This is a genomic window from Kitasatospora griseola, from assembly GCF_044999035.1.
GTDB classification, from domain to species: domain Bacteria; phylum Actinomycetota; class Actinomycetes; order Streptomycetales; family Streptomycetaceae; genus Kitasatospora; species Kitasatospora griseola.
The window spans coordinates 1013271-1035699 of sequence record NZ_CP173360.1 but is presented as its reverse complement, the minus strand read 5'-3'; the positions used below and the strand labels follow the sequence as shown (position 1 = coordinate 1035699).

Genomic DNA, 22429 nt, shown 5'->3' with positions numbered 1-22429 from the left:
GAGCTCCTGTTCGTGACGGTCGGTCGACCGGTGCGCTCGTGACGCACGGTCAGAAGGCGTTGACCCCGGTGAGGGAACGCCCGATGAGCAGCTTGTGGATCTGACTGGTGCCCTCGTACAGCGTCATCACGCGGGCGTCGCGCAGGTACTTGCCGACCGGGTACTCGTCGATGAAGCCGTACCCGCCGAACACCTGCAGTGCGTTGTTCGCCGACCGCACCGCCGCCTCGGAGGCGAACAGCTTGGCGACCGAGGACTCGGTGGCGAACGGCAGGCCGCGGTCGACCAGGTCGGCCACCCGCCAGGTCAGCAGCCGCGCCGCGGCCACGTCCACCGCGATGTCGGCCAACAGCTCCTGCACCAACTGGTGGTGGGCGATGGGCTTTCCGAACTGCTCGCGTTCGCCGGCGTAGCGGACCGCCGCGTCGAGGGAGGCCTGCGCGATGCCGACGCAGCCCGCCGCGACCGACATCCGACCCTTGGCGAGCGCCGCCATCGCCACCGTGAAGCCCTTGCCCTCCGCGCCGAGCCGGGCACTGTCGGGCACCCGGACCGCGTCGAATGACAGCTCGGCGGTCGCCTGGCCGCGCAGGCCCAGCTTGCCGTGGATCGGCGTGCGGGTGAACCCGGGCGTGTCGGTGGGTACCAGGAAAGCGCTCACCCCCCGGTGCCCGGGCTCGCCGGTGCGGGCGAACACCAGCGCCACCTCGGCCCACGTCCCGTTGGTGATGAACATCTTCGAACCCGAGATCAGCCAGTGGTCGCCGTCCCGCACCGCCCGGGTGGTCAGATTCGCCGCGTCCGACCCGGTGCCGGGCTCGGTCAGCGCGAAACACGCCAGCGCCTCGCCCGAGCACAGCCGCGGCAGCCACTGCCGCTTCTGTTCCGCCGTGCCGAACGCGTTGATCGACTTGGCGACCAGGCCCAGCGAGACCGACACCACCCCGCGCACCGAGGAGTCGCCCCGCCCGAGCTCCTCCAGCACCAGGCAGTACGCCAGGTGGTCGCCGCCGCTGCCGCCGTACTCCTCCGGCAGGGTCAGGCCGAGGAAGCCCAGCGCGCCGAGCTTCTTCACGATCCCCAGGTCGATCGACTCCGCCCGGTCCCACTCGGCGGCGAACGGCACGATCTCCCGGTCGGCGAACCCGGCCGCCAACTCCCGGACGGCGGCCTGCTCCTCGGTCAGCTCCAGGTCCACGCGGCGACCCCTCGACAGTCCCAATAAACTAGCGGTGCAAGTTTTACGGCGACTGTAGCCCGCCCCCGCCCCGCACGGAAGAGGCCGCCTGCGACAATGGGCCGGTTCCGTCGGCCCGCGACCCGAGGAGGCCAAGATCGCCCGACCGCGCACCCCCCTGCTCAGCCGGGACCGGATCGTCGCCGCCGCACTCGCCCTGGTCGACACCGAGGGACTGCCCGCCCTCTCCACCCGCCGCCTGGCCGCCGGACTCTCCGTCAGCGGACCGTCCCTCTACAACCACTTCGCCACCAAGGACGAACTCCTGGACGCCGTGGTCGACAGTGTGATGGGCGAGGTCGACCTCACCATGTTCGACGCGCCGGACGACTGGCGCACCGCCCTGCGCGACTGGGCCCGCTCCTACCGCGCCGCCCTGGCCGCCCACCCCCACCTCGTCCCCGTCCTCGCCCAGGGCCCCGGCCGCCGCCCCAACGCGCTGCGCCTCGCCGACGCCGTCTTCGGCTGCCTGGTCGACGCCGGCTGGCCCCGCGGCCAGGCCACCCGGATCGGCGCCCTGATGCGCTACTTCATCACCGGCTCCGCCCTCGGCTCGTTCGCCGCCGGCTTCCCCGAGGACGCCGCCCTCTACACCGCCGACTACCCCCACCTCGCCGACGCCCACCGCCTCGCCGAACACCGCCGCACCATCGACGAAGGCGCCTTCGAAACCGGCCTCGAAGCACTCCTCGACGGGCTCGAACTCCGCTACTGCAAGCTGAGTTGACGGAGCGTCAACAGTCGTGGGACGTGGGGGTCCGCACCGCCGACGACGTCGAACGGGCACAGCGCACCTTCGCACCCGGACGCACTGACCTGCCCTGCCCTCCGCCGGCCGTGCCCCGCCTGCCATGATCCACTCGTTCGCGGACCGCAGCGAGGAAGGCAGCACGGTGAGCCGCAACCCGAAACTCCTCGCCCTGATCGGCCCGTTGCTCATGTTCGTCGCAGTCCTCATGGGCTGGTCGAACATCCAGGCCCGCATCGACTTCGCCGACGCACCCCGCGTCCGGGCGACGGTCCTGACCGCCGACTACCGCGAGGCGCACAGCTCCACCGCCCGTGACATCACCCTCGGCGTACCGGAGCCGGTTCCGCTCGACGACATCCGCACCGCCCCCGACGGTCTGGTGCCCGGCGCCACCGTCACCGCCCTGGTCCGCCCCGGCCACGCGCTGCTCCTCGAACAGCTCTCCTGGTCCACGCTGATTCTCCCGGTCTTCCTCGCCGCGCTGGGTCTCGCCGTCACCGTGGTCGGCGTCTGCGCGATCCGGGCCGACCCGCCGACCGGGCCCACCGACCCGGAAGCCTGGTTCTGATCGGGCCGGGGATTCCGTCGCGCGGCCAGGCGGAGAGCTCTTGCCCCCCGCGCGCCCCGTGATGCTGTTCTTCGGCGCATCGCACGGCACCGGGGGGAACGGATGCCCGACGGAGAACAGGCTGTCACCACGGTCTTCAGCCTCGTCGCGGCTCTGCTGGCCCTGATCGGCCTGCTGATCGCGGGCCTCGGCATCACCGGCATCGTCCTCGTCCTGCGGCGCTCCCGCCGGCGCACCCGCATCCGCACCTCCGGACTCGTCGCCGAGGCCGCGGTGCTGGACACCTGCCTGACAAGGGAGCGGCCCGACGACTGGACTCTCCACCGTCACCCGGCGCCACGTCGTCCTCGGTTTCCGGACTGCCGACGGCCAGGACATCCGCGTCAAGGACACCACCGGCATCCCCCGGACCGTCGGCGACCGGGTCACCGTCCGGTATCTCCCCGCCCACCCGCACCAGACCCTTCCCACCGATGCGCCCGGCTCCGGCTGGCGCCTCGGGCACACCCCGGGCGTCGTGTTCGGCTCGTTCTTCGGACTGGCCGGCCTGGTCTTCGCCGCAGTCGCCATCGGCATGGCCGTCTTCGCCTCCCAGCTGCCGACCGAGCCGCCGCCCGACCCGGGCACCTGGCCGTAGCGACCGGGGCCGGGCCCGAGCGTCTTTGGACTCGACGCCCCGGGAGCTGTCGCGGGAGCCCTCGCGGGCGGTCTGCGCGACTGCGCTCTGTCGACCGGGCCCGACCGGGCGCCCGTGGAACGCGCCGCGGATGCTCTCCAGGGCCGTCCGGGCCGATGGTCTGACGTTCCGACAGCAGTTCGCCGCCCAGCCTGTCCCTGTCTGTCCGTTTTACTTCCGTTTTGCATTGAGCTCTCCGTTTCCGTACGGTTTCATCCGTTCGGAGCAATTCGGCAGGCGGACGCGCCGTGAACACGGCGTAGCGCCGTCCGGCCGACATGCGGTCGCTCGAACGGTCGACCATGGTTGGCCGGACGTGGGCGGCACCGGTCCGCCTGCCCTGACGGTCAGGAGGACCAGGCGTATGGGTGGAACGGACAGGCGGGCGGTGATCGGCGAGTTCCTCGGGACGCTGCTGCTGGTTCTGCTGGCGGTGGGCGCCGCGGTGCTCGCGGGCGAGGCGATCGGCCCGGTCGGCATCGCGCTGGCGTTCGGCTTCGTGCTGCTCGCGCTGGCATACGCGCTCGGACCGATATCCGGCTGCCACGTGAACCCGGCGGTGACGCTCGGCTTCCTGCTGGCCCGCCGGATCGACGGGCGCACCGCGGTGTCGTACTGGATCGCGCAGGTGCTCGGCGGCATCGCCGGCGCGGCGCTCGTCCTGGTGCTGGCCAAGCAGGTGCCGGGGCTCGAAACCCACGGCAAGCTCGGCACCAACGGCTGGGGCGACCGCTCCGAGGTGCACATCAACGCCGGCGGCGCGTTCCTGACCGAGGTCGTCCTCACCTTCCTGCTGGTGTACGTCGTGCTGGCGGTCACCCACCGGCTGGCCGCGGTCGGCTTCGACGGGCTGCCGATCGGCATCGCCCTGGCGGTCGTCCACCTGGTCGGCATCCCGCTCACCGGCACCTCGGTCAACCCGGCGCGCAGCCTTGGCCCGGCGCTGTTCGCAGGCGGCGACGCGCTCTCCCAGCTGTGGCTGTTCCTGCTCGCCCCGCTGGTCGGCGGCGCCCTGGCGGCGGGCATCCACCTGCTGACCCACCCGCAGCCGAACCTTCCGGTCGCGGAGGCCCTGGCCACCGACGCCCGGGTGTAGTACCCGACCCGACGGCCGAAGCGGCGGTCGGGACCGTGATGAACGGTCCCGGCCGCCGCTTCGGCGTCGGGTGCAACGGGGCCCCCGGTCGGGCACGCGGCTCGAAGTCGCTCACCGGGCGGGCCCGCACTCCGGAGGGAGAGCGCCTACCGCAGGGCGCGGCGCAGGGACGCCACCGGGTCGCCCGCGTGGTACGGGCGCTCGCTGGGCTCGATGCCGTCCAGGAACTCCTGGTAGCGCAGCGCGTAGTGGAGGTGCATCAGCGGGGCGGCCGGCTTCAGCGCGCGCAGCGGGTCGCTGCCCGGGACGAGGGCCTGCCAGGCGGCGGCCCAGCGGGCCCGGACCTGGGCAGCGCGCTCGGGGGAGAGGAACGGGTCGGGGCGCAGGCCGTCGAGGGCCGGGTGGCTCCACACCGCGTCGGAGAAGTCCAGGACCACCCCGCGCTCGCCGTCCCAGCGCCAGTTGCCCGGATGGCAGTCGCCGTGCACCAGCGTCAACGGCAGCCCGCAGTCGGCGAGTTCGTCGACCAGCTCGGGCAGCCGGTCGGCCAGTGCCAGGGCCCGGTCGTACTCCTCGGCGGTCAGCTCCGGCCGCAGCCGCTCCAGCAGCGCCGGGAACAGCTCCGCCAGCGCCGCCGGCGAGCGGTCCGTCAACCCGCCCGGCCCGTCCGCGGCGGCGGCCGCCTGCACGGCCGCCCACCGGTCGACGACACTCAGCATGCCGTCCTCCGGCAGCCCCCAGCAGTCCACGCCCGGCACGTCCGCCATCAGCATCCGACGACCGTCCGCCGCCAGCACCTGCGGCACCAGCCCGGGGTCGGCCTTCGCCACCCGGGCGATCACCTCGGCCTCGGCCACCGCGAACGGCGGAGTGCTCTTCAGCCAGGCCGCACCCGCACCGGTCGGGAAGCGGGACAGCGCCGACAGGTTCCAGCTGCGCAGCTGCTCCACCGGGCCGGACCGCGACCGCCCCAGCGCCGCCAACTCGCCGTCCGCCCATGCCCACTCCGCGGCCAACCCGTCCGCCGACGCCCACGGCAGCCGCAGCGGCTGCTCGTCGAGTGCCACGGCGGGGGCCGCGGTCAGCGGCCGCGACGGACGCTCCAGCGCCTGCGCCAGGTACACCACGTCCCCGCAGCTGCCGGTCTCCCCGCCGTCCACGGCGAGCATCCGCAGCAGCGCCACCGGCGCCCCGGCCGCCTCGGCGGCCGCCCGCACCACCTCGCCGATCTGCGCCCAGTAGGGCGAGGAGGCCGTGAAAGGCCCCACTGCGCCGAGAAGTTCACCCTGCCATGCGATCAGGACGGTCGCCGTCCGCTGTTCAGTGTTCTGCACCCCGGCATTGTCCGGACGCAGCGGCCCGCCCGCCAGCGAATTACCGCCGACGGGCGGGCCCGGCAGTCGCCGCTCAGTCCGAGGCGTCCGTCATCGGCCGCGACAGCGACAGCCCGAACCGGCCCTCCGCGTCCGTCCACCAGTCGGTCAACTTCAGTCCGGCGGCGAACAGTTCACGCTCCACCCGCTCCCGGCGGAACTTCGCCGACACCTCCGTGTGCAGCTCCTCGCCCTCCTCGAAGTGCACCGCGAGACCCAACTCCGTGATCTTCACGCTCTGCGCCCGCAGCGAACGCAGCCGCATCTCGATCCACTCCTGCTCGGGATCCCACAGCGCGACGTGCGCGAACTGCGCGGGGTCGAAGTCCGCGTCCAGCTCCCGGTTCAGCACGGACAGCAGGTTCCGGTTGAACGCCGCCGTCACCCCCGCCGCGTCGTCGTACGCGGCGACCAGCACCGCCGGGTCCTTCACCAGGTCGGTGCCCAGCAACAGGGCGTCGCCCGGCAGCAGTTGGGCCCGCAGGCCGGACAGGAACGCCGCCCGCTCGGCCGGCACCAGGTTGCCCAGCGTGCCGCCGAGGAACACCACCAGCCGCGGGCCGCCGCCCTCCTCCGGCAGGCCGAGACCGGTGGTGAAGTCCGACAGCACCGCGGAGACGTCGAGCCCCGGGTACTCCTCGATCAGCGACGCGGCCGCCGACTCCAACGCGCTCTCGCTGACGTCGACCGGCACGTACCGCTCCAGGGTGCCGTGCCCGCGCAGCGCGTCCAGCAGCAGCCGGGTCTTCTCCGAGGAGCCGGAGCCCAGCTCGACCAGGGTGCGGGCCCCGGTCGCGGCCGCGATCTGCCCGGCCCGCGCGGTCAGGATCTCCCGCTCCGCCCGGGTCGGGTAGTACTCGGGCAGCCGGGTGATCTCCTCGAACAGCTCGGAGCCCCGGGCGTCGTAGAACCACTTCGGCGGCAGCCGTTTGGGCTGCCCCGTCAGACCTGCGCGCGCATCGGCGCGCAGCGCCCGGTGCAGGTGGTCGGCGGGCAGCAGGCGGGTCAGCCGGTATCCGGTCACAGCGGGGCGTCCTCTCGGCTACGCGGCCCGGTCGGGGCCAGGGGGGTGAGCGCGCTGCCGGCCGCGTCGGCCACCAGCAGGGAACGGTCGGGGACTTCGGACCAGCCCGGCCCGTCGTCGAACGGCTCGGAGGCCACCAGCAGCGAACCGTCCGCGTCCCGCCGCCGGAACAGCGTGTCCCCCCAGGCGGTCGCGGCCAGGCTGCGGCCGTCGGTGGCCAGCAGGTTGATCCGGGCATCGGCCAACTCGGATGCCGCCAGGCACACTTCGGCCAGCGCCTTGCCCAACTCGACGCCGCTGCGCAGCCGGTTCAGCACCACCGCCCAGAGCAGCGCCGAATCGGTGCGCGCCTCCAGCTCCAACAGCTCACCGGTCGGGATCAGTTCGGCCAGCGGCTCGAACGCGCCCGGCCAGCCCGGCAGCGCCCCGTTGTGGCTGAACAGCCAGCGCCCGGCGGCGAACGGCGCCGCCGCCTGCGGGCCCGGCGCGCAGCCCGGGGTGGCCGAGCGGACCGCGCCGAGGATCGCGTGCGAGCGCACCACCCGGGCCAGGTCCGCCAGGTCGCCGTCCGCCCAGATGGGCCCCTCCCGCCGGTAGCGGGCCGGCCGCTCGTCGCCCTCGGCGTACCAACCCACCCCGTAGCCGTCCACGTTGACGGTGCCGTGGCGCTGCAACCGGGGCGCCCAGGACTGCCGCAGCGGCCCGAACGGCGGATCCAGCAGCACCGTGCGCAGCGCCACCGGCGTTCCCAAATAGGCGAAGTGACGACACATCAGGCCTCACCTGCGCCCTCGGCGTCACGGGCGGTGCGGAACCCGGAGAAGATCTGCCGCCGGATCGGGTAGTCCCAGTTGCGGAAGGTGCCCCGGCAGGCGACCGGCGCGACCGCGAACGAACCGCCGCGCAGCACCTTGTACTCGGGCCCGAAGAACACCTCCGAGTACTCCCGGTACGGCCACGCCCGGAATCCCGGGTAGGCGGTGAAGTCGCTCGCCGTCCACTCCCACACGTCGCCGATCAACTGCCGTGCCCCGTGCGGCGACTCGCCCTGCGGGTAGGCGCCGACCGGGGCCGGGCGCAGGTGGCGCTGGCCCAGGTTGGCGTGCTCCGGGCCGGGCGGCTCGTCGCCCCACGGGAAGCGGCGGGAGCGGCCGGTCGCCGGGTCGTGCCGGGCCGCCTTCTCCCACTCCGCCTCGGTCGGCAGCCGCCGTCCCGCCCACCGCGCGTACGCGTCCGCCTCGTACCAACTGACGTGCAGCACAGGCTCGTTCGGAGGCACCGGCTCCAGGTGGCCGAACCGGCGGCGCAGCCACTGTCCGCCCTGCTCGGTCCAGAACAGCGGCGCCGTCAGGTCGGCGGCCATCCGGTGCTCCCAGCCGGCCGGCGTCCACCAGCGGGGCTCCCGGTAGCCGCCGTCCGCGATGAACGCCTGGTAGGCGGCGTTGGAGACCGGCGCGGTGTCCAGCCAGAACGCCGACAGGTCCACCCGGTGGGCCGGTCGTTCGTTGTCCAGCGACCACGGCTCGGTGTCGGTGCCCATGGTGAACGGCCCGGCGGGGACCAGCACTTCGGGCCGCAGGGCGCCCTCGGCGGCGGGCGGGGGAGGGGCGTCCAGGACCGCCGGGCCGGTGCGCAGCTGGTGGGTGATCAGCATCGTCTCGTCGTGCTGCTGCTCGTGCTGCGCGATCATCCCGAACGCGAACCCGGCGTCCAGCAGCGGTGCGCCCTCCAGCGGGGAGGCAGCCAGCAGGTCCAGCACCCGGCCGCGCACCTCGTGCGCGTAGGCGCGGGCCTGGTCGGGCGGCAGCAGCGGCAGGCTGGGCCGCTCGGAGCGCGGGTGCTCGAACGCGTCGTACAGCGGGTCGATCTCCGGATGCATCGGGTCGCGGCCGCCGACATTGCGCAGCAGCCACAGCTCCTCCTGGTTGCCGATGTGCGCCAGGTCCCAGACCAGCGGCGACATCAACGGCGAGTGCTGGGCGACCAGTTCGGCGTCCTCCACGGCGCCGGTGAGCAGCGCGGTGCGCTCCCGGGCGGCCAGCAGTTCGGTGGCGATCAGCTCGCGCAGCACGGCGGGGTCGGTGCGGTCGGCGTTCAGCACGAGGAGTCCTCCTGCAGCGCGGGCGCCGCACCGGAGCGCAGCGCGGCCAGCTGGTCGTCGGCGGGGCAGCGGCCCCGGGCCGGATAGCGTTCGGCGAACTCCATTACGGAGGAACGCAGTTCGCCGTCGAGGCGGGACAGCGCCCGGTCGGCGGCGGCGAAGCAGGCCAGCGCAGCCCTGCGCAGTTCCGGGTCGGCCATGCCGAGCGCGGCGGCGCGCCGCCACAGGCCCGAGCGGGGCGCGCGCGAGCCCGCGTGGCCGAGCCGCTCCAGCGCCTCCAGGGCCTCCTCGGCGGCCGACGGATCGTCCATCAGCGCGGAGACCAGCGCCAGCGGCACCCGCCAGCCCTCGCCCGGCTGGGCGTCGATCATCCGCAGCTCCAGATGGCCGCGCGGGCGCACCGGCGGGAACAGCGTGGTGCGGTGGTAGTCCAGGTCGGCGAGCGCGACGCCGCGCTCGCCGCCACCGCGCAGCCAGTCGCGGAAGGTCAGCCCGGCCGGCGCGTCCCACGGCAGGCCGTCGGTGCGGCGCACGCACAGCACCGTGGCGTCCAGCACGTACCGGGTCCACGCCTCGCGCGGATCGGCCAGCGGCGGCGGAGCGAGCGTGCGGGAGGGGTCCATCCGGGACCAGATCAGCTGCCGGGTCGACTTCCAGCCCGTCGGGCGGCCTTCCAGCAGCGGCGAGTTGGCGAACGCGCCGACCAGCACCGGGCCCAGCAGGTGGGCAAGTCGCCAGCGGTCGAGGTAGGTCCGCTCGGTGCCCGCGTCGACGCAGACCTGTACCGAGGCGGTGCCCGTCATCATGATCCGGCCCCACGGGCCGCCGCGGTCGAAGTAGCGTTCCATCGCCCGGTACCGCGGGTGGGTGGCCTGCATCTGGCGCTCACGGTCCAGCGGATCGGTGCCGGTGCCCGTCAATCGCAGGCCCTCGGCGGCTAATGCCGCCCGCAGCACCGCCTGGTCGGCGCTCAGACCGGCCGCGCAGGCGGCCGGGTCGGGGGCGGGCGGGGAGCTCAGCTCGACCTGCCCGCCGGGTTCGTACGTCAGCCGCGAGCCGGCCGGAAACACCGGGCCGTCGGCCGAATCGGGCAGCACCGCCAGCGCGGACGCCACCCGGGCGGGATCCACCGGAGCGGTCGGACATCGGTCGTCGTGGACGAACCACTCCGCCTCCACCCCGACCAGCGCCGGGGGCCCGATCTTGAAGCAGATGGCGCCCAGGTGTCGTTCGGCCGACGCCTCGGTCAATTCCATCAATGCGGTTACGCTCTGTGTCGAACCGACCGGCCGATCGGCCTGCGGTGGACGTAGAGATGTCACCGGACTCACCATCCCTCGGTACGTGACTATGGCCCGGTTGTTCCTGCTCAGTCTGCCCCGGAGCAAACCTCGACGCCGCTCGGCCCGCAGTCGCGCAGGTCAAGCGGGTGAGAGCGGTGCGGGGACGATCCGACGGCAGGGCGGGATCCGGCCAGGGGCGGGCGCAATCGGATGAAATCGCCCACCAGTTCGACTTGACCCTGTGTGAGCGGCTGTGCAGGCGGTCCGGCCGTCGGCCGGACCGGTCGCAGGAGTGGCCGCCGGTTCGGCCGGAGGCGTGGCCTGCCGCAGGCTCAGCGGTCGAGGCCCAGGGCGTCGGGAAGGCCCCGGATCCAGGCGGCCCGATCCGGTTCCGCTGCGGCGATGCGCTCCAGCCCGTCGACGAACCGCCGGTGCGCCGCCGCGTCCATGCCGCCCAGCTCGTGGGCGACCCCCTCCAGCGTGCTCAGCGCCAACTGGGTGTCGTGCCCCACCGCGACGAGGTCCTCCAGGGTCGCCGGCGCCGTCAGGAGCGCCCGGACCACCTCGTCCCCCTGAGCCACGGCCGCCTCCTCCACCCGAGTGATCACGGAGGCGATGCTGCCATCCGCATCGGACGCCCGGGACGGCGGGTCCTGGGCCGGGCGTCCGAGGACGCGCACCGGCGGTTCGACCGGGCTCCGGTCGGCCGGCCGGCTACCTCGGCGGGCGCGGCGCCGTCCGCCGGTGGATCGACCCGCCGGGGGCGTACCAGCCCGCCTTCTTCCGGACGGCCGGGCTCGGGTCGTCGGCGCGGGCCGCCTCCAGGGCGGCGACGGCGCGGGCCTCGGTGTGGACGAACTTGCCGACCAGCTCGGCGGCCCTCACCCGGACCCGCGGATCGGGGTCGGACGCCAGATGCCGCAACGCGGGCTCGATGACCCGCTCCGCACCGGGCGCGCACGTGTCGTCCTTGCACCGGTCGCAGGCCAGGGCGTGGAACGCCGCGATCCTGACGTCGGCGTCCGGATCGTCGGCCATGGCGATGAGCCGCCCCATGGACTCGGTGTCGACGAGATGGTCCAGCAGGCGGCAGCACCCCTCGCGGACGGCCGCGTTCCCGTCGGACAGGCCGGCCCGGATGGCGCCCAGCGCGTCGTCCTTGCGCAGCAGCAGCTCCCGGTAGGCCGCCACGGCGCGCTGCGGGTCGCCCAGGCACGAGACCAGGGCTTCGTTGTCGGTCCTGACGAATCCCAGCATGGCGCCAGTGTCCGCCCCAACGGCCGCCCCGGCAAAGGGATTTCACCGCGCGGCCACGGGGGGGGAGGGGTCAGGACAGCTCAGGGTCCGGGTGGGCCGGGGTGCGGTCGGCGGCCTTGAGGCAGGCGATGGTCCGCTCGTGGGTGTCCCCCACCCGGTCGACGACCTGCACCCGGATGTAGACCTCGTCGACGACCTGCATGGCGTGCTCGGTGAACCAGCCGAGGAAGCGCCTCCCCTGGGCCGGGAGCGGCACACCCGAGGTGAGCACCACGAGCATGAAGTCCTTCCGCTGCTCCAGGCCCGCCGCGGCGATCTCCGCGATCGCGTGCAGCGCCGTCCCCCAGGCGCCCGGTGCGCGGGGCGGCGCGCCGTCGGCGGGCGGCCGGAACGCGACCAGGTAGCTGATGTCCGAGATGACGGCGACGTCCTGGGCGGCGTTCGTCAGATGGCACGCCCAGGCCCGCTGCCCCAGCGGGGCCATGCCGTCCACGGCCCGCCCGGAGTGCCCGAGCGCGGGCCTGACCGTCCTCGCGTACTGGGCGCGCGCGAGCGACGCACCGAGCGCGGCGAGCGCCGCCGTGGTCGCGCTCTGGATGTCGAGGAGCTTCAGCTTCCACGGCCAGGTGTTCTGCAGATGGTCCGACAGGTTGTCGTGGACCACGCTGTACGCCAGCAGCGCCAAGGCCACCGCGGCCGAAGTGTTCAACAGTCTGGACAACAGCGTGTTCCTGCGGACGACTCGCTGCTCGCTCTCCATCAGGCCCCCAGTCCCGGCCGGCGACCCGATCCCCCGAACGGCGGGCGCCGGCCACTCCAGGGTCCCCGACGGGCGGCCCGAAGGGAATCAACCGGCCAAGAAAATCAGCACAGTTGAAGCATCACGAAGCCGCCGCGGCCCGGGCCGAGGACGCGTCCGGCCTGCCCCGGCCCGGGCGTCAGGTGCCCGGCACCCGCCGCAGTTCACGGATCGGGCGGCTCAGCAGCAGCGCCGAAGCGACCAGCAGCGCGGCCAGCGCCACCGCGGTGAGCACGGTGCTCGGGCCGAACGCCTCGGCGGCCGGGCCGGCGAGCGCACTGCCGATCGGGAGCATGCAGACCGAGCCCGCGACCTCGTACGCGTGGATCCGGTTGAGCACCTCGCCGGGGACCTGGGTCTGCACACTGGTCGCCCACATCACACCCCAGAACGTGACGCCCGTGCCCACCAGCACCTGGGCCACGGCCAGCACCGGAACGTGCCAGCCCAGGACGATCCCCAACGGGTAGAGCGGAAAGGCGAGCAACGCCACGGCGCCCGCCGCCAGCGGCCGCCGGGGCTTGAGCCGGATCGCCAGCAGCCCGCCGCAGACCGTTCCGACCGCGAAAGCACAGCTGAGCAGCCCGAACAGGGCCGATCCGTACACCGGGACGAGCACACCGGCGGCGACCGGCAGCAGCGGACCGGTGGAGAACATCGTGTAGAACATCCAGATCACGATGGTGCCCCACAGCCACCGGCGGGAGCGGAACTCCCGCCAGCCGATCGCCAGGTTCCGCCAGAGACTGTCCCCGGGCGGCGGAGCGGCGACCGGGCCCAGCCGCAGCGCGAACAGCCCGCAGGCGCTGATGCCGTAGGTGACGGCGGCGATGACCATGACCCAGCCGGTCGCGGCCGCGCCCACCAGCAGGCCCGCCAGCGCCGGGCCGAGCAGCGCGGTCAGCGCCTCGGACGTCCGCAGCACACCGTTGGCCCCCTGCACGTCGCGGGCGACCAGCGGGACGGTACTGGCGGCGCCGGGCTGGAACATCGCGGCGGCCGCGCCGGCCGCCGCCATCAGCGCGTACAACTGCCAGAGCCGCTCGATGCCCTGGAAGAACAGCAGGGCCATCAGAGCGCGGGTGACCAGATTGGTGAGGTCCGCGCCGATCATCATCCGGCGGGCCGTGAACCGGTCGGCGAGCACACCGCCGAACAGCACCAGGCCGGCGAACGGCGTCGTCATGAAGGCCAGCGCCAGACCGACGCTGCCCAGCCCGTGGCCCGCACCGATCAGGCCCGCGGAGACCGCCACCGGCAGCATGGTGTGCCCGAGCAACCCGGCGCTGCGCGCGACGAAGTAGTACCGGAAGTTGCGCGACCAGATCGCCGGCCCGGCAGTGGCGGCGGCGGGGCCGAAGAGCGGGGGCTGCAGCTCGGAGTGCGTCACGGGAAGCAGTCTTGGCGCCGACCGGGCGGGATTTCCAGTCGCCACGGGTCACGATCCGGCGGTGGGCGGAAGCCGATCGCCACCGCACCGCAGCGGACCGGATCCGATCGCAGGTCAGGCGCCGTGCCGGGCCGGCGGAACCGGTCCGGCACGGCCGGGGGCTCACGAGGTGAGACGGCGCTCCAGCGGGGTGCGGAAGCGCGGGGTGACGCGGGCGTCGCCGAGGACGGTGCGCAGGACGGCGGCCTCGGCGGAGATCGCGCCGCGGGCCTCGCGGCCGGGGTCGTCCAGGAGGTCGAGGACCACCTCGCCGTCCGAGCGCTGGGCCCAGCCGCCGACGATCCGGCCGTTCCACCAGACCGTCGGGCCGAGATTGCCGGAGCGGTCGATCAGCTCGGAGCGGTGGGCGGGGGAGAGGTACCAGTCGCGGTGCTTCATGCTCATCGCGGTCGGGTCCAGGGCGGGCAGCAGCGCCGCCCACGGGGCCGGCTCCGGGACGGGGTCGAGATCGTCGGGGAGGACGAAGCCCGCTGCGCCGCCCGCGAGTTCGACCTCGACGGCGGCGCAGCCGGCCAGCGCCGCGCGCACCTCGCGGACACCCCAGCCGGTCCACCACACCAGGTCGTCCTCGGTCGCCGGGCCGTGGCTCGCCAGCCAGCGCCGCGCCAACTCGACCTGCGCGGCGGCACGTTCGGCGGCGGACGGGGCGGCGGGGGCGTCCGGACCGGGGGCCCAGCGGTGCCGGCTGCTGGTCCAACTGCCCTGCGGGCGGCGGCGGACGATGCTGCCCTCCATGCCCAGCAGCCGCAGCAGCCGCATCCCGACCGGCTGCTCGGCCTGGTAGGAGGTGCCCGCGCCGTACTCGATCGTCTCGCGCAACTGCGGTACGGCCTCGCTGAGTTGGGTTCCGGTCAGCTCGGTGGGCGAGTCGGTGAGGGCGGCCCGGACGGCGGCCTCCACCCCGGCCGTCCACGCGGCGTCGCGGCCGGAGGCGGCGAAGTCCTTGAGCAGGCGGGCGCGTTCGCGGGCCACCACCTTCGCGGTGGTGGAGGCGTACACGGTCGGGGCGAGCGCGGCGGGGATCGCGAACAGCGTGCTGCGCATGCCGTGGTGACGCAGCACGGTGCGGTCCTGGTAGAGGGCCCGTTCGGTGTCGGCGATGCCGGGCGTGGCGAGCCGGGCCGAGACGGCGAGGAAGACCGTGGCGGGGTCGGTGGCGTGCACGGCGACCAGGTCGTCCACCACCTGCTCGGCCCGGTCCGCCCGGGTGCCGGGGGCGAGGCGGTGCCGCCGGGCCAGCCGGGCGCGGCGCTGGTCGTCGTCGAACTGCGGTCGGGCGGGCACGCGTTCCTCCTCGAACTTCGGGCCGCCCAGCCTGCCACGCCGCACCGTCACCCCGCGCCCGCCACACGGACGGCCCGCAGCACCGACAGCCCGCAACACCCGTCACCGGCCACCGGCCCGGCGACCCCGCGACCCCGCGACCCCGCGACCCCGCGACCCCGCGACCCCGCGACCCCGCGACGTGAAAGTTTCACCCGGGTGACCGGCCCGCCCTGGGGGTGCGGCGGGGAGGGTTTCGCGCGGGGCGGCAGGGCGGTGAACTGCGCGGCCGGGCACGGGGCCGCTGGAAGCATTGCGGGAGCGCTCCCACGGTTTCTGCGCAACTCCTTGACGACACATCAAGGCCATGGCTTCATATCGGTTGTTCCCAGGCCGAGTTCACCTCTGCCCGGGGGCAAATTTTGGGAGCGCTCCCATCCCCAGGGAGGCTCCGCCGAGTCCGTCCCCCACCCGAAAGGACTCCCGTCACTGTGTCGGCCAACCTGACGCGCCGTCTTCGGACGGCGGCAGCGGCCGCGGCGCTCGGCGCCGCGACCGTGCTGCCCATTGCCATGTCGACCCCCGCCGCCCACGCGGCGGCCCGTGTGGACAACCCCTTCGCCGGCGCCGGGGTGTACGTGAACCCCGAGTGGTCCGCCAACGCTGCCGCCGAGCCGGGCGGTTCGGCCGTCGCCAACCAGCCCACGTTCGTCTGGCTGGACCGGATCGCGGCCATCAACGGCGTCAACGGCGGCATGGGTCTGCGCGACCACCTGAACAAGGCGGTGCAGCAGGCGGCCGGCAAGCCGTTCGTCTTCCAGGTCGTCGTCTACGACCTGCCGGGCCGCGACTGCGCAGCCCTGGCCTCGAACGGTGAGCTCGGCCCCACCGACCTGCCGCGCTACAAGAGCGAGTTCATCGATCCGATCGCCTCGATCCTGGCCGACCCGGCCTACGCGAATCTGCGGATCGTCACTACGATCGAGCTCGACTCGCTGCCGAACCTGGTGACCAACGCGGGCGGCACCGCCACCGCCACGCCCGCCTGCGACACCATGAAGGCCAACGGCAACTACATCAACGGCGTCGGCTACGCGCTCGCCAAGCTCGGCGCCATCTCCAACGTCTACAACTACGTGGACGCCGGTCACCACGGCTGGCTGGGCTGGGACTCCAACCTGCAGCCGACCATCGACACCATCAAGCAGGCCGCCACGGCGTCCGGCTCGACGCTCGGCAACGTCCAGGGCTTCGTCGTCAACACCGCCAACTACGGTGCGCTGCACGAGCCCAACTTCACCGTCGGCGACTCGGTGAACGGCACCACCGTGCGCCAGTCGAAGTGGGTGGACTGGAACAACTACGTCGACGAGGCGTCCTTCGCGAAGGCCTGGCGGGCCAAGGCCGTCGCGTCCGGCTTCAACGCCAACGTCGGCATGCTGATCGACACTTCGCGCAACGGCTGGGGCGGCGCCAACCGCCCGGCCGGACCGGGCCCGAAGACCTCGGTCGACGCGTACGTCGACGGCGGCCGGATCGACCGCCGCTTCCAGACCGGCAACTGGTGCAACCAGTCCGGCGCAGGCCTCGGCGAGCGTCCCAAGGCCGCCCCCGAGGACGGCATCGCCGCGTACGTGTGGGTGAAGCCCCCGGGCGAGTCGGACGGCGCGAGCTCGGCCGTCTCGAACGACGAGGGCAAGGGCTTCGACCGGATGTGCGACCCGACGTACACCGGCAACCCGCGCAACAACAACAACATGTCGGGCGCGCTGCCGAACGCCCCGCTGGCCGGCCACTGGTTCTCCGCCCAGTTCCAGGAGCTGATGCGGAACGCCTACCCGGCGCTCGGCTCGTCCGGCGGCAGCGACACCACCGCGCCGACCGCGCCCACCGGCCTCGCCGCGACCACCACCGCCAACAGCGTCGCGCTGACCTGGAGCGCCGCCACCGACAACGTCGGCGTCACCGGCTACGACGTGTACCGCGGCGGTGCCCTGGTCGGCTCCACCGCGAGCACCTCCTACACCGACACCGGTCTCACCGCCTCCACCGCGTACTCGTACACCGTCAAGGCGCGCGACGCGGCGGGCAACGTCTCCCCGGCGTCCGCGGCACTGGTCGCCACCACCACGGCGTCCGGCGGCGGCACCGGCTCCGGCTGCACCGCGAGCTACAAGGTCACCAACGACTGGGGCGCCGGCTTCAACGCCGACGTCACCGTCACCGCCGGCAGCACGGCGATCAAGACCTGGAAGGTCAGCTGGAACTACGGCGGCAACCAGCAGATCACCAACCTGTGGAACGGCCAGCTCGCCCAGTCCGGCCAGGCCGTGAGCGTCACCAACCTGGCCTACAACGGGACGGTCGGCGCCGGCGCCAGCACCTCCTTCGGCTTCGGCGCCACCTACTCCGGCGCCAACGCCCTGCCCACCCTGACCTGCACCGCCACCAGCTGACGACGCGGGAACGCAACCCGGCCGCCGTCCGCCCGCAGATCCAGCGGGCGGGCGGCGGCCGCGTTGCCGGGCGGCAGGGCCCCCGAAGTCGCGTGGCCGACGGCGGCCGGTGCGGCCGCCCGGACGAGGTGGCTTGCCGAGCGGATCGGAAGTATAGGAAGATCTTTATGTCCTGTTGCCATTTTTCGACCGATTGCCCGCCGGAAGGGGTGCCGTCATGGCGCGTCCGAACTGGGTGCCTGCGGGGACCGACCCTGACAAGCCGAACGCCGCCCGGGTGTACGACTACTACCTCGGCGGTTCGCACAACTTCGAGGTCGACCGGCAGATGGCCCGCAAGGCGATGGAGCTGTGGCCCGACCTGCCGAAGATCATGCGGGCCAACCGGGCGTTCCTGCACCGAGCCACCCAGTACGTGGCCGCCGAGGGCATCAGCCGGTTCCTCGACATCGGCTCCGGCATCCCCACCTTCGGCGCCGTCCATGAGGTCGCCCGCGAGTACCAGCCCGACGCCCGCGTGGTCTACATCGACATGGACCCGGTCGCCGTCGCGCACAGCCGCCTGATCCTCGCCGACGACGACCTGTGCCAGATCGTCGACGCCGACCTGCGCAACACCGACGACCTGCTCGCCCGCCCCGAGGTCGAGGACCTGCTCGCCCCCGGCGAGCCCGTCGCCGTCATCCTCAACGCCGTGATGCACTTCGTCACCGACGACGACGAGCCCGAGAAGATCCTCGCCAAGCTCCGCGAAGCCCTGCCCAGCGGCAGCGCCCTGGTCCTTTCGCACGCCTCCCTCGAGGGCCGCCCCGACCAGGCCGGCTCCCACCAGGACCTGTACCGGGCCACCCCCACCCCGCTCACCATGCGCAGCCGCGAACGGATCACCTCCTTCTTCGAAGGCTTCGACCTGGTCGAGCCCGGCGTGGTCTACCTGCCCGAATGGCGCCCCGACGAGGCCGCCGCGGTCGACCCGCACCCCGAGCGGATGACCGGGATGGCCGGCGTCGGACGCCTGTCATGAACGAGGCGGCCGCCCCGGACAACGGGTTCCGTACCGCCTGGGCCGCCATGCTGCGCACCGGACACGGGGCGGCCGTGCGCCCCGGCGTCCTCAACCCGTTGATCGCGCGGACCGCCGAACTGCTGCGCCGCGCCGCCCTGGAACACCCGTTCCGCCCGGAACTCGCCGGGCAGGTCGGCGCGCTGCTGATCGACAACCACTTCACCGACCCCCAACTGCTCTCCGACGCCGTCCAGTTGATCCAGAGCCGGTCCGTCCCCGACGGGCGCGGCCCGGCGCTGTCCGGCGCCTTCGCGGCCGGCTGGGCGGCGGCGCTGCGCGAACGCACCCTGCGCGAGCAGGAGGCGATCCGGCTGGCCGCCGACACCGCCCGCCAGGAGATCGAGCGGGCGCTGCGGGTCTCCGAGGCCCGCTTCCGCGCCCTGTTCGAATCCGCGGCGATCGGCATCGGCCTCGGCGACACCGACGGCAACATCCTGGCCGTCAACCGGGCCCTCGGCGAGATCTTCGGCGGCGGCCCCGAGGACATGCAGGGCGTCCGGGTCAACGACCTGATGCACCCCGAGGACACCCCCGGCGTGTGGGAGGCCTACGAGGAGCTGATCAGCGGCAAGCGCGAGTACTTCCAGTTCGACAAGCCGTACTACCGGCGCGACGGCGAAGTGGTGTGGACCCACCTGACGGTCTCGCTGATCCGCGACGACGACGGCTCGCCGCTGTACCAGGTGGCCATGCTGGAGGACGTCACCGACCGCTACCGGCTGCAGGAACGGCTGCGCCACCAGGCCACCCACGACCCGCTGACCGGCCTGCCCAACCGCGCCGCGTTCTTCGAGCGGCTGGAGCGCCTCTTCGAGTCGCCGGAGCCGGACGCCCGGTTCGGCCTGTGCTACGTCGACCTGGACGGCTTCAAGGTCGTCAACGACAGCCTCGGCCACGACATGGGCGACCAACTGCTGTCCGTGGTCGCCCGCCGGCTGGAGTCCGCGCTCAGTCCGCTCGGCCACATGGTGGCTCGGCTCGGCGGCGACGAGTTCGTGGTGCTGCTGGAGAACTGCCGCGGCGAACAGGAGGCCGTCGCCGCCGCCAAGACCGTGCTCGCCGCGCTCACCAAGCCCGTGGTGATCGGCGACCACCGGCTCGCCGTCGGCGCCAGCGTCGGCGTGCTGGAGCGCCGGATCTCCAGCACCACCCCCGGCGCGGCCGTCCGCGCCGCCGACCTGACGCTGTACCGCGCCAAGGAGGCCGGACGCGGCCGCTGGACGCTGTTCGACCCGAAGGAGAACGCGCGCGCCGTCAGCCGCTACGCGGTGTCCGTGCGGATGCCCGCCGCACTGGACCGCGGCGAGTTCTTCATCGACTACCAGCCGATGATCGACCTCGGCACCGGCGTGATGACCGGCGTCGAGGCACTGGTGCGCTGGCGCGACCCGCAGCTGGGCGTGCTCAGCCCCGAGGAGTTCGTCGGCGTCGCCGAGGAGACCGGGCTGATCATGCCGCTCGGCCGCTGGGTGCTGGAACAGGCCTGCGGGCAGGCCGCCGAATGGGTCGCCAGATTCGGCGACCGGGCGCCCCGCCTGAGCGTCAACCTGGCCGTCCGGCAGGCCCGCAACGCCGGTCTGGTCGGCGACATCGACCGGATCCTGCGCAGCACCGGACTCGACCCGTCGATGCTGCAGCTGGAGATCACCGAATCGACGGTGGTCGGCCCCGAGGACGAGGCCCTCAAGGCCCTGCATGCCCTGGTCGACATGGGCGTCTCGCTCGCCGTCGACGACTTCGGCACCGGCTGGTCCAACCTCGCCTACCTGCGCGACCTGCCGGTGTCCAACCTGAAGATCGCCGGCTCGTTCGTCGGTGACCTGCACGACCCCGCCAAGGACACCCACCTCGGTTGGCGGATCGTCAGCGGTCTGGTCTCGCTCGCCCACACCCTCGGCCTGTCCGTCACCGCCGAGGGCGTCGAGAGCCGCGCCGACGCCGAACGCCTGCGGCTGATGGGCTGCGACCTCGCCCAGGGCTGGCACTTCGGACGGCCGGTCCGCCCCGCCGAGATCGCCCGCCGGATCGCCGAGGGCGACCCCGACCGGACCGCCGAGATCGAGCCCACCACCGGCCCCGACGGCACCGAACGCCGACGCGCGCCCGAAGGCGTCCGCCAACTCCCGACGTTCGGGCCGGAGTTCGCCCCCGAGTCGGAACTCGCCCCGCGGACCGACGGCGACTCCTGAGGCCCGGCGCCCCGCCCCCGCCTCCCGGCCCGGCACTCCCGTTCGGCCCACCCGTCCCCGGCTACCCGCCAGTACCCCGGCAAGCTGAAGGGCGTCGGCGGAACCGGAGAGCAGGAGGAGGCAGGACGCGATGGTGAAGGCATTCGGGTTCGTCGCGTACGGCGGGCCGGAGCAGCAGCAGTTCCTCGACCGGCCGCTGCCCGTGCCCGGCCCGGGCGGGGTGCGGATCGAGGTCAGGGCGGCCGGCGTCAACCCGGCCGACTGGAAGAAACGCGAAGGCTGGTTCGGGACGGTCGCCGAGCCGCCCCTGGTGATGGGCAGCGAAGCCGCGGGCGTGGTGACCGCCGTGGGGGACGACGTGGACGCCTTCGCCGTCGGCGACGAGGTGTTCGGCATCGCTCCCGGCGGCGCGTTCGCCGAACAGGTGCTGCTGTCGGCCCGCGCCACCGCCCGCAAACCCCCCACCGTCGGCTTCGACCAGGCCGCCGCCCTGCCCGTCGCCGCCGCCACCGCCTACGACGCGCTCCGGCAACTCGACCTGCACTCCGGCGAGACCCTGCTGATCGTCGGCATCTCCGGCGGCGTCGGCAGCGCCGCCACCCAGATCGCCCGCGCCCGCGGCATCACCGTCCTCGGCACCGCCGGAGCCGGCAGCGCCGACCACGTCCGCTCCCTCGGCGGCACACCCGTCCGCTACGGCGACGGCGTCGCCGACCGCCTGCGCGAGGCCGCCCCCGACGGCGTCGACGCCGTCCTCGACCTGGTCGGCGGCGCCGCCGTCCGCGACGTCGCCGGGGCGCTGCGCCGACCCGGACGGCTGGTGTCCACCGCCGACCGCGCCACCATCGAGGACCTCGGCGGCGCGTACGTGAAGCGCGACGGCACCGCCGCCGTGCTCACCGCCCTCGCCGACCTGGTCGCCGCCGGGACGCTGAACGCGCAGATCAGCGCCAGGTACCCGCTGGAGCACGCGGCCGAGGCGATCGCCGAGGTCGAGTCCGGACACGCCCGCGGCAAGCTGATCCTGGAGATGAACCGCCCGTGAAGATCACCGACGCGAAGCCCGGCGCGCCCTGCTGGGTCGAACTGTCCACCAAGGACCCGGTCGCGGCCAGGACCTTCTACCACGAACTGTTCGGCTGGCGCACCGAGGCCGTCCCCGAAGAGAAGGCGATGGGCTACACCCGGCTGTACGTCGGCGACCGACTCGCCGCCGGCCTGGTCGGGTTGATGAAGGAGGGCCAGCCCACCGCGTGGAACATCAGCTTCCACGCCCCCGACGTCGACGCCACCGCGGAGAAGATCACCGCCGGCGGCGGCAGCCTGATCGTCCCGCCGACGGACGCCCTCGACTGGGGACGGTTCACCGTCGTCCGCGACCCCTCCGGCGCGGTCTTCTCCGCCTGGCAGCCCCGGAACCGGCGCGGCTGCGAGGTGATGAACGAACCCGGCTCGCTCGGCTGGATCGAACTCGCCACCCGCGACCCGCGGGGCGCCGTCGTGTTCTACCGCGAGATCTTCGACTGGACCGTCACCGTCGGCGAGATGTACACCCAATTCGGCCTGGACGGGCGGGACTTCGGCGGCATGATGGACATGGCCGACCAGTTCCCGCCCGAAGTCCCGCCGTACTGGATGCCGTACTTCGCGGTTGCCGACGTCGACCTGAGCGCCGAACGCGCCGCACTCCTCGGCGCCACCGTCACCCTGCCGCCCACCGACGTCCCCGACGGCCCGCGCCTGGCCGTGCTGCGCGACCCGCAAGGGGCGGCGTTCGGCATCCACGTGGCGTACCAGGAGAGCTGAGTTCGAACAACTCTGCGATCCGGCACGGGAGTTC

19 protein-coding genes and 1 pseudogene are annotated in these 22429 nt (G+C 73.5%); 9 read left to right on the top strand and 11 right to left on the bottom strand.

The window, feature by feature from the left end; all coding sequences use genetic code 11:
* Positions 1-49: 49 nt before the first annotated feature.
* Positions 50-1198, bottom strand: coding sequence for an acyl-CoA dehydrogenase family protein (locus ACI1MP_RS05070; RefSeq protein WP_380332737.1), 1149 nt, complete (start codon positions 1196-1198; stop codon positions 50-52).
* Between the two features lie 136 nt (positions 1199-1334).
* Between ACI1MP_RS05070 and ACI1MP_RS05065 the strand changes: the two genes are divergently transcribed.
* From ACI1MP_RS05065 to ACI1MP_RS05050, 4 genes and pseudogenes are all read left to right on the top strand, one after another.
* Positions 1335-1964 (top strand): TetR/AcrR family transcriptional regulator, encoded by a 630-nt coding sequence (locus tag ACI1MP_RS05065; protein ID WP_404870767.1) that lies wholly within the window; start codon positions 1335-1337, stop codon positions 1962-1964.
* Positions 1965-2088: 124 nt separating this feature from the next.
* Positions 2089-2556 (top strand): hypothetical protein, encoded by a 468-nt coding sequence (locus tag ACI1MP_RS05060; protein ID WP_404867832.1) that lies wholly within the window; start codon positions 2089-2091, stop codon positions 2554-2556.
* Positions 2557-2896: 340 nt separating this feature from the next.
* Positions 2897-3193: pseudogene (locus tag ACI1MP_RS05055) on the top strand (DUF3592 domain-containing protein); the annotation flags it as partial.
* 403 nt (positions 3194-3596) lie between these two features.
* The gene (locus tag ACI1MP_RS05050; RefSeq protein WP_043911319.1) at positions 3597-4328 is read left to right on the top strand and encodes an MIP family channel protein; all 732 of its coding nucleotides are present in this window, start codon (positions 3597-3599) and stop codon (positions 4326-4328) included.
* 146 nt (positions 4329-4474) lie between these two features.
* On the opposite strand, the gene ACI1MP_RS05045 is transcribed toward ACI1MP_RS05050, so the two are convergent.
* From ACI1MP_RS05045 to ACI1MP_RS05000, 10 genes are all read right to left on the bottom strand, one after another.
* Entirely contained in the window at positions 4475-5662 is a 1188-nt protein-coding gene (locus ACI1MP_RS05045) for an aminoglycoside phosphotransferase family protein (RefSeq protein WP_404867831.1), read from the bottom strand.
* Positions 5663-5735: 73 nt separating this feature from the next.
* Positions 5736-6725: an L-histidine N(alpha)-methyltransferase gene (egtD, locus tag ACI1MP_RS05040; RefSeq protein ID WP_380332730.1), complete on the bottom strand. Its 990-nt coding sequence runs from the start codon at positions 6723-6725 to the stop codon at positions 5736-5738.
* Positions 6722-7498 (bottom strand): ergothioneine biosynthesis protein EgtC, encoded by a 777-nt coding sequence (gene egtC / locus ACI1MP_RS05035; RefSeq protein WP_380332728.1) that lies wholly within the window; start codon positions 7496-7498, stop codon positions 6722-6724. The genes egtD and egtC overlap by 4 nt, the downstream gene beginning before the upstream one ends.
* A complete protein-coding gene (gene egtB, locus ACI1MP_RS05030; RefSeq protein WP_380332726.1) occupies positions 7498-8826 on the bottom strand; it encodes an ergothioneine biosynthesis protein EgtB in 1329 nt (442 codons plus the stop codon). Before egtB ends, egtC begins: the two co-directional genes overlap by 1 nt.
* Complete coding sequence (gene egtA, locus ACI1MP_RS05025; protein WP_380332724.1) at positions 8820-10082, bottom strand: ergothioneine biosynthesis glutamate--cysteine ligase EgtA; 1263 nt, start codon at positions 10080-10082, stop codon at positions 8820-8822. The genes egtB and egtA overlap by 7 nt, the downstream gene beginning before the upstream one ends.
* 359 nt (positions 10083-10441) lie before the next feature.
* Entirely contained in the window at positions 10442-10717 is a 276-nt protein-coding gene (locus ACI1MP_RS05020; RefSeq protein ID WP_404867830.1) for a hypothetical protein, read from the bottom strand.
* 106 nt (positions 10718-10823) lie between these two features.
* Positions 10824-11366, bottom strand: coding sequence for a HEAT repeat domain-containing protein (locus tag ACI1MP_RS05015; RefSeq protein ID WP_380332719.1), 543 nt, complete (start codon positions 11364-11366; stop codon positions 10824-10826).
* A gap of 70 nt (positions 11367-11436) precedes the next feature.
* A complete protein-coding gene (locus ACI1MP_RS05010; RefSeq protein ID WP_380332716.1) occupies positions 11437-12087 on the bottom strand; it encodes a hypothetical protein in 651 nt (216 codons plus the stop codon).
* Positions 12088-12304: 217 nt separating this feature from the next.
* Positions 12305-13555 (bottom strand): MFS transporter, encoded by a 1251-nt coding sequence (locus ACI1MP_RS05005; RefSeq protein ID WP_380332713.1) that lies wholly within the window; start codon positions 13553-13555, stop codon positions 12305-12307.
* A 162-nt stretch (positions 13556-13717) separates the two neighbouring features.
* Positions 13718-14899 (bottom strand): winged helix DNA-binding domain-containing protein, encoded by a 1182-nt coding sequence (locus ACI1MP_RS05000; RefSeq protein WP_404867829.1) that lies wholly within the window; start codon positions 14897-14899, stop codon positions 13718-13720.
* 551 nt (positions 14900-15450) lie between these two features.
* Here ACI1MP_RS05000 and ACI1MP_RS04995 point away from each other — a divergent pair.
* The 5 genes from ACI1MP_RS04995 (at position 15451) to ACI1MP_RS04975 (ending at position 22395) form a co-directional block, all read left to right on the top strand.
* Positions 15451-17334, top strand: a complete 1884-nt coding sequence (locus ACI1MP_RS04995; RefSeq protein ID WP_380332851.1) for a glycoside hydrolase family 6 protein — start codon at positions 15451-15453, stop codon at positions 17332-17334.
* 217 nt (positions 17335-17551) lie between these two features.
* Positions 17552-18358 carry an SAM-dependent methyltransferase gene (locus ACI1MP_RS04990; protein WP_380332707.1) on the top strand — a complete coding sequence of 269 codons (807 nt, stop codon included), beginning with the start codon at positions 17552-17554 and terminating at the stop codon, positions 18356-18358.
* The gene (locus ACI1MP_RS04985) at positions 18355-20589 is read left to right on the top strand and encodes a putative bifunctional diguanylate cyclase/phosphodiesterase (protein WP_404867828.1); all 2235 of its coding nucleotides are present in this window, start codon (positions 18355-18357) and stop codon (positions 20587-20589) included. Before ACI1MP_RS04990 ends, ACI1MP_RS04985 begins: the two co-directional genes overlap by 4 nt.
* Before the next feature lie 130 nt (positions 20590-20719).
* A complete protein-coding gene (locus ACI1MP_RS04980) occupies positions 20720-21634 on the top strand; it encodes an NADP-dependent oxidoreductase (RefSeq protein ID WP_404867827.1) in 915 nt (304 codons plus the stop codon).
* The gene (locus ACI1MP_RS04975) at positions 21631-22395 is read left to right on the top strand and encodes a VOC family protein (protein ID WP_380332698.1); all 765 of its coding nucleotides are present in this window, start codon (positions 21631-21633) and stop codon (positions 22393-22395) included. Before ACI1MP_RS04980 ends, ACI1MP_RS04975 begins: the two co-directional genes overlap by 4 nt.
* Positions 22396-22429 lie beyond the last annotated feature (34 nt).